The organism is Blochmannia endosymbiont of Camponotus quercicola (assembly GCF_059935335.1).
In genome coordinates this window covers 537,662-549,539 of record NZ_CP011794.1, presented here as the reverse complement: position 1 = coordinate 549,539, position 11,878 = coordinate 537,662, and the positions used below count along the sequence as shown (strand labels likewise).

General features: G+C 30.9%; 11 protein-coding genes. 4 read left to right on the top strand and 7 right to left on the bottom strand.

Annotation, left to right across the window (positions count from 1 at the left end; all coding sequences use genetic code 11):
* Window positions 1-13: 13 nt before the first annotated feature.
* Window positions 14-952 carry a protease HtpX gene (gene htpX / locus CBquer539_RS02320; RefSeq protein WP_500836270.1) on the top strand — a complete coding sequence of 313 codons (939 nt, stop codon included), beginning with the start codon at window positions 14-16 and terminating at the stop codon, window positions 950-952.
* A gap of 605 nt (window positions 953-1,557) precedes the next feature.
* Window positions 1,558-1,767 carry a transcription antiterminator/RNA stability regulator CspE gene (gene cspE / locus CBquer539_RS02315; protein WP_011282991.1) on the top strand — a complete coding sequence of 70 codons (210 nt, stop codon included), beginning with the start codon at window positions 1,558-1,560 and terminating at the stop codon, window positions 1,765-1,767.
* Between the two features lie 310 nt (window positions 1,768-2,077).
* Here cspE and CBquer539_RS02310 read toward each other — a convergent pair whose 3' ends face one another.
* Genes CBquer539_RS02310 through manX form a run of 3 tightly spaced genes read right to left on the bottom strand, consistent with a single transcriptional unit; the run spans window position 2,078 to window position 4,799 of the window.
* Window positions 2,078-2,944, bottom strand: coding sequence for a PTS mannose transporter subunit IID (locus tag CBquer539_RS02310; RefSeq protein ID WP_500836269.1), 867 nt, complete (start codon window positions 2,942-2,944; stop codon window positions 2,078-2,080).
* Between the two features lie 12 nt (window positions 2,945-2,956).
* Complete coding sequence (locus CBquer539_RS02305; RefSeq protein ID WP_500836268.1) at window positions 2,957-3,772, bottom strand: PTS mannose/fructose/sorbose transporter subunit IIC; 816 nt, start codon at window positions 3,770-3,772, stop codon at window positions 2,957-2,959.
* Between the two features lie 52 nt (window positions 3,773-3,824).
* On the bottom strand, window positions 3,825-4,799 hold the full coding sequence (manX, locus tag CBquer539_RS02300) for a PTS mannose transporter subunit IIAB (protein WP_500836267.1): 975 nt from the start codon (window positions 4,797-4,799) through the stop codon (window positions 3,825-3,827).
* Between the two features lie 566 nt (window positions 4,800-5,365).
* On the opposite strand from manX, the gene CBquer539_RS02295 reads away from it, so the two are divergent.
* A complete protein-coding gene (locus CBquer539_RS02295) occupies window positions 5,366-6,922 on the top strand; it encodes a TerC family protein (protein ID WP_500836266.1) in 1,557 nt (518 codons plus the stop codon).
* Window positions 6,923-6,950: 28 nt separating this feature from the next.
* Here CBquer539_RS02295 and pabB read toward each other — a convergent pair whose 3' ends face one another.
* Window positions 6,951-8,339: an aminodeoxychorismate synthase component I gene (gene pabB / locus CBquer539_RS02290; protein WP_500836265.1), complete on the bottom strand. Its 1,389-nt coding sequence runs from the start codon at window positions 8,337-8,339 to the stop codon at window positions 6,951-6,953.
* Window positions 8,340-8,747: 408 nt separating this feature from the next.
* Between pabB and tsaB the strand changes: the two genes are divergently transcribed.
* Complete coding sequence (tsaB, locus tag CBquer539_RS02285) at window positions 8,748-9,485, top strand: tRNA (adenosine(37)-N6)-threonylcarbamoyltransferase complex dimerization subunit type 1 TsaB (RefSeq protein WP_500836264.1); 738 nt, start codon at window positions 8,748-8,750, stop codon at window positions 9,483-9,485.
* A gap of 233 nt (window positions 9,486-9,718) precedes the next feature.
* Here tsaB and minE read toward each other — a convergent pair whose 3' ends face one another.
* Genes minE through minC form a run of 3 tightly spaced genes read right to left on the bottom strand, consistent with a single transcriptional unit; the run spans window position 9,719 to window position 11,520 of the window.
* Window positions 9,719-9,994: a cell division topological specificity factor MinE gene (gene minE / locus CBquer539_RS02280; RefSeq protein ID WP_500836263.1), complete on the bottom strand. Its 276-nt coding sequence runs from the start codon at window positions 9,992-9,994 to the stop codon at window positions 9,719-9,721.
* A 7-nt stretch (window positions 9,995-10,001) separates the two neighbouring features.
* On the bottom strand, window positions 10,002-10,814 hold the full coding sequence (gene minD / locus CBquer539_RS02275) for a septum site-determining protein MinD (RefSeq protein WP_500836262.1): 813 nt from the start codon (window positions 10,812-10,814) through the stop codon (window positions 10,002-10,004).
* A gap of 25 nt (window positions 10,815-10,839) precedes the next feature.
* Window positions 10,840-11,520 (bottom strand): septum site-determining protein MinC, encoded by a 681-nt coding sequence (gene minC, locus CBquer539_RS02270; RefSeq protein ID WP_500836261.1) that lies wholly within the window; start codon window positions 11,518-11,520, stop codon window positions 10,840-10,842.
* Window positions 11,521-11,878: the final 358 nt, after the last annotated feature.

Here is an 11,878-nt window from a genome sequence, read left to right as displayed (position 1 = left end):
AAAATGGTTTTTTATGATACGTATTATATTATTTGTGATTACAAATTTATCAGTAATAGTATTGTTTGGTAGTATATTGAGTTTATTAGGATGTTGGTCATCTACTACGTTGGAATTAATGAGGATAGCTGGGATATTTGGGTTTGGAGGAGCTCTTATTTCTTTGTTTTTATCTAAATCTATAGCTTTATCTTCAGTTAATGGTGTGGTCATTAGTAAAGCATCCAATGATATAGAGCATTGGTTATTGAACATTATACACGATCAGTCTAATAAATTAGATGTTGTAGCGCCACAACTGGCTATTTACGATTCTATGGATACGAATGCTTTTGCTACAGGAGCTAGAAGAAACGCATCATTAATAGCTGTTAGCACTGGTCTTTTAAAAAATATGAATCAAGAATCAATTAAAGCTGTTATTGCTCATGAAATGAATCATATCGCTTCTGGCGATATGATTACCATGACTCTTATTCAGGGTGTAATTAATACTTTTGTTATTTTTGTATCGCGTAGTCTTGCGAAATTGATCTCTTATTGGATCTCTTTTATGCATGATTCAGATGATTCAGAATTTAATGTCCACGATAATTATCGTGATGTAAATAGCTCTGTAGCCTATACTATTATTTCAGCGTTTTTAGAGATTTTGTTTGGTATGCTAGCAAGCATAATAGTATTTTGGTTTTCACGTTATCGTGAATTTTATGCAGATGCTGGAGCCGCCAAATTAGTAGGATGTAAAAATATGATTTCTGCTTTGCAGGAATTAAAACATAGTCATGAACCTAAAACGTCCAATAGTATTGTGACATTGTATATTAATAGTGTACGAAAAAATATATTAAGTGATTTATTTGCATCTCATCCTTCTTTAGATAAACGAATAGAAGCACTACAACATGGAATTTATTTAAATAAATCATCTTATTTTTTTAAAAATAAATAAAATAGTTTTGATTAAAGATAAAAATGATTCTTTTATAAATTTATATAAATGATTACGTCATACGATTTACAAAACAAAAAATAAATGTTATATTACAAATAGTATTTAGTATGGGTTCAATGTTCTTGCAGGATATTTGTTTGAATTTAATTATATCGTTGAAATGATGTAAAAAATTTGTTTTGTTTTTCATTTTTATATGATAGAAATAGTGATTGTGGAGTAATTTTTATTTATGTTTAATTTTTTTAAGATATTGTTTTTGTTAACTGAATGAATTGGCTTTTATGCATGAATCTGTATTATATTGTTACCTTAGCATTTTTATTGAGTTCCTGCTGTTAACAATAGTATCGGAAAATAAATTAAAGGTTTTATATATTATTGGTAAGGTCGCATAATTATATAATTTATGTGATAAAATATCAGGTAAACCGAGATATGCTTCCGTATGTAAGTAGTATTTTGATAACTTCAGTAAAGAAAGTGTTATGTATGAATAATATAATTTCCTCTTATTTGAATGTTTCACGAGAATAATAACTCTGGTTTGTCTTTTAATCGCTGTTGCGGCAAATGTAAACACTCTAAAGGAAATACGTAAGATGGCAAAAATTAAAGGTCAAGTAAAGTGGTTTAATGAATCTAAAGGTTTTGGTTTTATTACACCGTCAGACGGTAGTAAAGATGTATTTGTACATTTTTCTGCTATTCAAGGAAATGGATTTAAGACTTTGTCTGAAGGTCAAAGCGTAGAGTTTGAAATTCAAGATGGGCATAAAGGTCCGTCTGCTGTGAATGTGACGGCTTTATGATGTATGCGTATTATTGTTGTATAACAAATTAAAGGTATTTTTAAAATAAACAGCGAGTGTCACGGTACAAATTTACTGTTGATATGAAATACATAGTACTTTTAAAACTATAAATATATACAGATATATAAGATGTAACGTAGTACTAATGTGTTAAATTAGTAATTTTGGTAAGATTTGAAAAAATGGATAATGGTTTACTGCTGTGCTGGTGCTGTTGATACAAAAAAATAAGAGAACCTAAATTAATCTTTTAATTTAGGTTCTCTTATTTTTTTGTATCTCTTTTTTTCTTATATAATACACTAAACTAAAGACTCAATAGTCCTGTCCAGGAGCCGAAAATTCCAATACCAAAAAATCCTATAATAATCCATAGTGCATTTATTTTATTATTTAGTAACCACATACAAACAAATGTTAATAATAAAGGGATAAATCCAGGCATGAGCTGATCTAAAATATTTTGTACGGTTGTGACTATTGTATTGCCATGATTATCAGTGACTTTAGATAACACACATGGCACATTCACATGCGTCCATTTGTTAACTAGTGCTCCCATAACAAATAAACCTAAAATTGAAGAACCTTCTGTTAGTTTTTGTAAAACTCCTCCTCCCATATCGTTAACAATATTAATTCCTTTTTTATAACCGTATATAATACCATAATAACGAGTAGTTAATCTAGCTGTGTTAAATAGAATAAAAAATAAACATGGACCTAACAAATTTCCGCTTATAGCAATGCCTGCTCCTAGAGCAGCAAATACTGGCCTAATAGTTCCCCAAAATATTGGATCACCCACTCCAGCGAGAGGCCCCATTAGTCCTACTTTTAACCCGTTAATAGAGGCATTATCTATAGTAGTAGCGCCATTAGCTTTTTGTTCCTCCATGGCCATAGTTACTCCTAATATAGGAGCAGAAACATAAGGGTGTGTATTAAAAAATTCTAAATGTCGTTTTATTGCTTCTTTTTGTACTTCGCTTTTTTTTGGATATAAACGTCGAATTACTGGAATCATAGAAAAACAAAATCCTAATGCTTGCATACGCTCAAAATTCCAAGATCCCTGAAATATATTAGAACGAATAAAAACCGAACGTATATCATTCTTTTTTAATTTTATTGTCTTTGTTTCGGTATAGATTTTTTGAGGATTATTAATCATGATAATTGCCTATTAATCTAATTCATCATCAAGTTTATTTGTGGATTGTTGAATAGTTGGATTAGAAATATTTTGTTTTGAAACTTGATTATAATAACGCGGAGATAATTGGATGTACAGGATAGCCATAACTACACCAATGATACCTAATGCAACTAAATTGAAATTGGTAAAAGCTGTAATAACAAACCCCAGATAAAAAAACGGCATTAAATATCCGGTTTTCATCATGTTGATGACCATAGCATAACCAACTACAACAATAATACCTCCAGCAATATTTAAACCGTTAGTTATTACTTCTGGAATCGCATGCAGCATACGGTGTACGGTCTCGGTTCCAACAGAAATTCCAACAATAGTGGCTGGAATTGCAACGCGCATAGCTTGTAACATAAGAGCTGTAATATGAATCCAATTTAAAATTGTTATATTACAGCGTTCTGCTGCTGTATCAGCGGCATGTTGAAATGCTACAGTAATAGTACGTACAATAATAGTTAATACTTGTCCGGCGGCAGCTAATGGAATCGCTAAAGCAATTCCTGCTCCAATAGGTTGTTGTCCCATAATGACTAAAATGGTAGAGATAATTGAAGCTAAAGCAGTATCAGGTGCTACAGCAGCTCCTATGTTCATCCATCCTAGTGCTATCATTTCTAATGTGCCTCCGATAATGATCCCAGTTTTTATATCTCCCAAAACTAATCCGATTAGTGTACATGCTATTAATGGTCTATGACATTGAAATTCGTCAAGTATTGAACCCATTCCGATAATGCAAGATGTAAAAAATAACAGAATAATTTGAAGTGTGTTAATTTCCATTTCATTTTCCTGGATATATGAAAATAAAAATATATTTATATATATAAATTAATTAAGAATTATTTATTTTTTTTATTAATTGCATCATTTTTAATGATGAATCTGATGGCACTTTGCGCACTTCTAATTCAATGCCATATTGATCAAGTTTTTTAAAAGCTTCAATATCTGTGTTATTTACTGATATAGCGTTGTTTATTTGTTTTTTATTTTTATAAAACGCCATCCCTCCAATATTTACTGAGTTGATCGGAACACCATTTTCAATAAGACGTAAAACATCTGTAGGATTAGTGAATAACATGATGACGTTATCTCCGGCGTATTTAGGATTATTATACACACGTATAGTTTTATTGATATCTAGAACGTGAGCGGTTATTCCAGGAGGTGTTACTTGAGTAAGTAAAGTTTTTCGAACCGTATCTTTAGATACTTCGTCGTTTACTACTATAATACGTTTAATGTTGTATTCTTTAGCCCAACGAGTTACTACTTGTCCATGAATTAATCTATCATCAATGCGTGCTAGACAAATTACCATATGGTTTTTATTATTTTTATTCGATAATGTAGATGTAACGGTGTTTTCAGTGGTATCTTTTTCATCGTCCACACGGTTATGAGTTAAGGGGTATTTTACTGATTTTATACTTTCGTTTCCAGATTTTAATGCAATTTGTACTAATTCTTGAAAAACACGGATATCATCGCGCGCCATGAAAACTTCAATTAACATAGGAATATTCATACCTGTAACGATATCGTATTTTTCTTTATTTAATATGATACTGTGAGCAGCATTAAAAGGGCTACCTCCCCAAGTATCTACTAGGAATAATACCCCTGCACTTTTGTTAAGACGTGATAGATGTACATTATATTTACCAATTAATATTTCAGTATTTTCGTCAGGAAGTAAATTAACCCACGCAACATTTTTTTGTTTGCCCACAATCATTTCAGCAGTTGCAAGTAATTGTTCGGATACAGACCCGTGAGCTCCTAATATAATAGCAATAGTCACTATCTTTTCCTCTTTGATATAAACTAAACAATTCACTTCCTACTTTAAAGATTATTGCAATCTTTAAAGTAGGAAGTGAATTGTTTAGTTTATTTGTCATGTTATTCATAATTTGCTTTGTACATACATATATAAATAAGCTAAACGTTTCTTTGTTGTTTAAAAAAATATTATATGCATATAATATTTCAATCATGTTCTGATTTTTTGTTTTAATCAGTACGCGTGAAAATAATTTATTGCAACACCGAAAAAATAGCCAACTGTATTATACTGCCTTTTTTATCATAATGATACATTATCTTTAATGTGAAAATGTTTATTTTTAATAATCTGAAAGAGATATTTTATGCTATACCATAATAGTAGTGCTACTTAAGTAAGATCGCATAGTTTTAGCATATATATATATATTGACTTTTGTCAACACCCTCCTCTACACAAGCTTGTATTTTAGTCATATTTAATTTATTACTTACAACTTCATTATGTAATCAGATATTTTAATATGTTTATATAAATATACCATGAAATGATTTGTTATCTAATGTTCAATGGAGATTATCATGGAATTTTTAACAGACATATCAACGTGGATAGGATTATTAACTTTAGTGACTTTAGAAATTGTACTTGGTGTCGATAATTTAGTATTTATTACCATTTTAGCAGATAAGTTGCCAAAAAAACAACGTGAACGTGCGTGCATTATCGGTTTAACGTTAGCATTAATAATGCGTGTAGCATTATTATCCTTGATTTCATGGTTTGCTACCCTCACAAAACCATTGTGTAAAGTTGCTGATTTTTCATTTTCTAGTAGAGATTTAATTTTATTATTTGGTGGTATTTTTCTTTTATTTAAAGCAACAACTGAATTACATCAACAACTAGAACATAAAGTACATAATCACACTAGTCGCGGATATGCTAGTTTTTGGGTAGTAGTGATACAAATTGTAGTTTTTGATGCTATTTTTTCTCTCGATGCAGTAATAACAGCTGTTGGTACCGTAGAAAATTTAACAACGATGATAATAGCAGTTATTATAGCAGTAGTAATGATGTCTCTATCATCTCGTTTATTAACTAATTTTATTAATAGTCATCAAACTGTAGTAGTTTTATGTTTAAGTTTTTTATTGATTATTGGTTTAAGTTTAATTGCGGAGGGAATTGGATTTTATATACCAAAAGGTTATTTATATGTTGCTATTGGATTTTCGATATTAATTGAATTATTTAATCAAATTGCTCACTGTAATTCCATGAAGGGTCAATCAACTAAATCAATGCGTGAACGTACCGCAGAAGCTATTATGAGGTTAATGGGGAACACTGTAGAATGGAACTCTACTACAGAAAAAAGTTTTTCAGTTTCTTCATCAAAAGCACATTTTGCTGAAGAAGAGCGTCATATGATTACTGGAGTTTTATCGTTGGCTTCACGTACCTTACGAAGTATAATGACCCCACGAAATGAAATTTCATGGTTGGATTCTCAAAAATCAGTACAAGAATTATACTCTACGTTAATGAATACTCCTCATAATATGTTTCCAGTATGTAATGGTGAATTAGATCAATTAATAGGAATTGTTCGTGCTAAAGATTTAATAGCAGCTATTGCTAATGGAAAGCAATTAGAAACACATGCTGCAGAAAATTTGCCTACTGTGGTTCCAGAAACTTTAGATGTCTTAAATTTATTGAAGGAACTGAGGCGTGCGAAAGGTAGTATGGTTATTGTATCCAATGAATTTGGCATTATTCAAGGATTAATTACCCCGTTGGACGTACTAGAAGCTATAGCTGGTGAATTTCCTGACGAAGATGAAACACCAGAAATTGAACGAATTAATAATGGATCAAGTTGGTTAGCAAAAGGTAGCATGGATTTACACGCATTACAACAAGCATTGCAGGCTCATGATTTAGTACATGAGTGTGATCATGTCGCTTCCTTAGCTGGGTTATTGTTATCTCGTTGCGATCGTATACCAAAAGAAGGCGATATGCTGACAATTAATAGATGGCGTTTTACAATTCGAAAAATGATAGAATATCGCATTGAATTAGTAGAAATAGAACGCATTGTTTTTTCTAATGAAACAGACCAATAACAATATGTAAATTAATAAGTTCAAACGATTATTTTGAATAAAATTTTTTTAATAACGGTAATATCAAAGTAGATACTTTGTCTTGCATTTCTTGGTATTCTATATCTTCATTGCTCTCGAAAATAATGCCGCTCCCTACCGAACAAAAGAGTTGTTGTCTTTCAGCTAACAATGTCCTAATAGCAATACTGATATCCATTTTACCGCAACAACTTAAGTATCCAATACTACCAGACCAAATGCTCCGACGTTGTGGCTCAAGTTGTTCAATTAATTTCATCACCTGAACTTTTGGGGCTCCAGTTATAGATCCACCTGGAAAGCATGCACGTAATAAATCACAAGCAGAAAAATTTTTAGCAAGTTTTCCTGTAATTGTGCTGATCATATGATGTACGCCTGGAAATGATTGGATATCAAATAATTTGGGCACACGAATGCTACCTGGAATAGATACTTTTCCAATATCATTTCTTAATAAATCAACGATCATTAAATTTTCTGATCGATTTTTTGTAGATTTATATAATTCAATAATTTGGCGATAATCATCTTTTACGTTTTTTAATCTAGGTGATGTTCCTTTAATGGGTTGAGTTGTAATTTCCGATTTATGTAATCGCAAAAAACGTTCTGGAGATAGGCTGAGTATACTCAATTTATTTGGTAGTCGAATAAAAGCCGAAAAAGGTGCATAATTATAACGCAATAGATAGCGAAATGCTATCCATTCATCTCCTATGTATGGAGCAGAAAAACGTTGAGAAAGACATACTTGATAACAATTTCCTGAAGTTATATGTTTTTTGATAATACGGAATTTTTGTGAGTATTCAGATCGACTAATATTACTTTTCCATGGTTGTATAAGACGAAATGATGTGCTAGCAATATGTGTACTATATATGTATTGTTGTTTATGTATCCAGGTTAATATTTGTTGAGGCTCATCATGAGAAACAATATAATTTTTGCAAAGTTTATGGTCTGCAATAATCGCCCAACGGTATAATCCCATTGCCATGTCTGGAAATGAGAGGTCTTGTTCTGCTAATTTTGGCAGTGATTCAATGCATCTTGCGAGATCATATCCAAATACACCTAAAAATCCACCTTGAAATGGTATTTGGCAATTACTATATGCTTGCATATTAGAGATACGAATATATTTGTTTAATAAAATAAATGGGTCTGTATTATTAATTTGATGATTTTTATTATAAGAAACTGTAGTGATATTATTTTTAGTCATTAATGTCAATGTTGGATCAGTAACTAATATATCAAAACGACTATCTGGATGTTTATTGTTATGACCAGAATATAACAACATAGACCATTCTGTATTAGATAAAGACTCAAAAAGATTCAGCACAGCGTCAGGGTGATAAGGTAATTCTATGAGATGTATTCCCATTTAAAATAGATCTCCCTTTACGATTTTAAGAATATGAACTGATCATGTGAGTAATATGTATGACAATAGAACATATATTCATTTATATAAAATTTGGTTATTTTGACAAAAAATAAAATTTATTTAAAATAAATGCGTATATATGTATTAAATTTAATTATTTTATATTATGTTTATATGTCTTAACATTTTAAGATTACAATGATTAGTGTATGTTATTATTGCGCCAGAACGATCAATTATTATATTGTTAGTACGATATAAATATTAATATAATTTTTTAAGTTTTAGTAGTTTAAACTAAGTTTTGTGAGTGTTTTTTATGTGTATAAATATACACATGTTTAATAGCATTTAATTTGTAATTATAAAACTATAGGTATAATCTTTGTTTTTTTTCAATGTGATATGTCTATTCGAATTTTGGCTTTTGACACTACTACTGAATTATGTTCTGTTGCTTTAATGATTGATCATAACATATATGATCGTAAAATTATAGCTCCAAAGCGTCATGCAGAAAAGATATTGCCTATGATTAATCAATTATTAGCAGAAGTAGGTGTTAACCTGAAATCTCTTGATTGTATTGTATTCAATAGAGGTCCGGGTAGTTTTGTGGGAGTACGTATTGGAATAAGTGTCGCACAAGGCTTAGCGTTAGGAGCTGGTTTACCATTAGTAGAGGTATCTTCTTTAGCCGTGTTAGCACAAGGAGCTGGGCGTGTTTTTTCTGTTAAACAAGTTATATCTACTATTGATGCGCGTATGGGTGAGTTGTATTGGGCTCGTTATCATCAAATAGATGATGATGGGGATAGTTGTTGGATATGTAGCAATAATGAGTCTATCATGATACCGGAAATGATTGCGAAAGAATTAACGACGTGTTGTTGTAGTTCTCTTATACAGAGAGACTCGGCGCTTGTAGGTACAGGTTGGAATAATTATCCAGAGTTAGCGCGTATAGAAATAAATAATGCGATTGTTTTAAGGAAGAGCGTGATGTCACCTGAGGCACAGGATATGTTACCTTTAGGAATACGTAGCTGGAGAAGTAAGATATTTATTTATCCAAATCAAGTTCAACCTGTTTATTTACGCAATGTGGTGGTGAGAAAGACATATACATCATCTAATTTTTAGTGTTATTAATTGTGAAACGGTGTTTACAGATCTATGCGTTTTGGTGATTTTTATGCTCAATGTTGTACATATGTGTTATTATATATCTACAATTGTAGTATGATTGTGTATAGGATTGCTTTGAAATATAAGGTATATTTGTATTATTTATATGTCCGTTGTAATTTAAAGCGTGAAATAAAGTGTTACGCTAATAGCATTGATTAAAGTTTTTATTTGGTAGGTAATTAGTATTAATTATGTGATTTAGCTTGTTTTTTATTTAAAAAAATTATTTTACATTTTAACACGGATGTGTTTTTGTCTTTTTTTTCTAATTGGATTGTAAGTATGTGTGGATCATGTGCGTATTTACTAATTGTTTGTATCAAATCTTTTTTTAAATGAGATAGGTAATACGGAGTAAAATTGTTTCTAATTTTATGTTCAGAAATAATTTCCTGTAGTCGTTTTTTAGCGATGTTGGCTGGTGTTTTTTTTCTTAAAAAAAAGAAATTTACTAATACCATAGTAATATTATCTCTTGAAAAATCGTTTTAAAAAATTGAGTTTTTTTTCTTCAGTAAATCGAAAAGAGCATGAATTGCCTAATAAACGATCTACTGTATCTGAATAGGCTTGGCCTGCATGAGATTTTGCATCTAAAATAATTGGCTCACCTTGATTAGATGCTCTTAATACTGATTTATCTTCTGGGATAACACCTAATAAAGGAATTCTTAATATCTCCATGACGTCTTCTAAGCTAAGCATATCTCCTTGTCGGACACGGCTAGGATCATATCGAGTGAGTAATAGGTGTTCTTTGATAGTTTCTATGCCATTTTCAGAACGTTTAGATTTAGATGCTAGAATACCTAGAATGCGATCTGAATCATGTACTGATGAGACCTCTGGATTGGTAGCAATAATAGCTTCATCTGCAAAATATAGAGCCGCCAACGCTCCGCTATCAATACCTGCGGGAGAATCACATATTATAAAATCAAAGTTCATTTTGCTAAGATTGTTTAATATCTCTTCTACTCCAACGCGAGTTAAAGCGTTTTTATCACGTGTTTGTGAAGCAGGTAGAATATATAAAAAATCAGTGCGTTTATCTTTAATTAATGCTTGATGCAACGTAGCTTCGCCTTGGATAACATTGATAAAATCATACACTACTCTGCGTTCACATCCCATTACTAAATCAAGATTACGTAAGCCAATATCGAAATCAATAACAACGGTTTTTTTGCCTTTGCGTGCCAGTCCGGTAGCAAGAGCTGCGCTTGATGTTGTTTTTCCTACTCCTCCTTTTCCTGAAGTAATAACTATTATGCGTGTCATAAAAAAATCCTTATTGCAGGATGCATTATAAATTTTGAATGATAAGCGTATCGTTTTTTAAACTAAGTCTTACTGCTTTACCTGAAAATTCTTTTGGAATTTGGTCGCTTAGCCAATAACGCCCCCCAATAGATACCAGCTCAGGAGATAAATGAGTACAAAAAATTTGGGATTCTTCACTGCCAGATGCTCCGGCTAGTACGCGTCCTCGCATTGTACCATAAATATGGATATTGCCATCGGCAATAATTTCAGCCCCAGCGCTAACATTTGCAATAATAATTAAATCTCTGTTGCGAGCATATATTTTTTGTCCAGAACGTATTGGCCTATTAATTAATTGTGTTCTGGAAGCTATTGAAACGTCTTTGTGTAAGTATGCTGGAAAATCTTTATATTTTGTAGTGGCTCCTTGCGTGAAAATAGGTATCCCACTACGAATGATTATTTCTTTTAATTTATTATTATGACAACAACATACTCCCACTACAAACAATCCAGTATCGGATATTGTTTGGTATATAGCATTCCAATTATTACAATCATTAAGATTGCTAACATTTACAACGATTGGAGTATTTTTTAATAAAAGAATGGGAGCTTTTTCTATTTTTTCTTCTAATGATCGACGAATGACCTCTAAGCATGTACTATGAATACGCACTACTAATAATGGGAAATTACTCCCTTTTATGCTAATAGACACATTGATTTTTTCACAATTTAAATACAAATAATATTTTTATATGTAATGTTATTGTTGACATGAATGTATTATTCGTTTTGTGATTTGTACATAATCATTTTATTCTAAATTAGATATACTACTATTACTTAGTCATGATAAACAAAAATGATAATAAATCAATAAAATGAAGCAATAGAAATATATTATTAAACGAAATGTGACATTATACGGGTTTTTAATGTTATAGTAAATATAACATATTAAATTTCTGTTATATTAATGGTTTTTTATTTTATAAATTATCAGCAATGTTAATATATTATTACTATTAGCAGTAGCTAGGCTAATTGCTGTGACTCAGCATATTAGTAATTTA

What these genes read in the sequence shown, in the direction of transcription:
- htpX (WP_500836270.1), top strand. Translation starts at nt 14, where the DNA reads ATGATACGTATTATATTATTTGTGATTACAAATTTATCAGTAATAGTA.
- cspE (WP_011282991.1), top strand. Translation starts at nt 1,558, where the DNA reads ATGGCAAAAATTAAAGGTCAAGTAAAGTGGTTTAATGAATCTAAAGGT.
- CBquer539_RS02310 (WP_500836269.1), bottom strand. Translation starts at nt 2,944, where the DNA reads ATGATTAATAATCCTCAAAAAATCTATACCGAAACAAAGACAATAAAA.
- CBquer539_RS02305 (WP_500836268.1), bottom strand. Translation starts at nt 3,772, where the DNA reads ATGGAAATTAACACACTTCAAATTATTCTGTTATTTTTTACATCTTGC.
- CBquer539_RS02295 (WP_500836266.1), top strand. Translation starts at nt 5,366, where the DNA reads ATGGAATTTTTAACAGACATATCAACGTGGATAGGATTATTAACTTTA.
- pabB (WP_500836265.1), bottom strand. Translation starts at nt 8,339, where the DNA reads ATGGGAATACATCTCATAGAATTACCTTATCACCCTGACGCTGTGCTG.
- tsaB (WP_500836264.1), top strand. Translation starts at nt 8,748, where the DNA reads ATGTCTATTCGAATTTTGGCTTTTGACACTACTACTGAATTATGTTCT.
- minE (WP_500836263.1), bottom strand. Translation starts at nt 9,994, where the DNA reads ATGGTATTAGTAAATTTCTTTTTTTTAAGAAAAAAAACACCAGCCAAC.
- minD (WP_500836262.1), bottom strand. Translation starts at nt 10,814, where the DNA reads ATGACACGCATAATAGTTATTACTTCAGGAAAAGGAGGAGTAGGAAAA.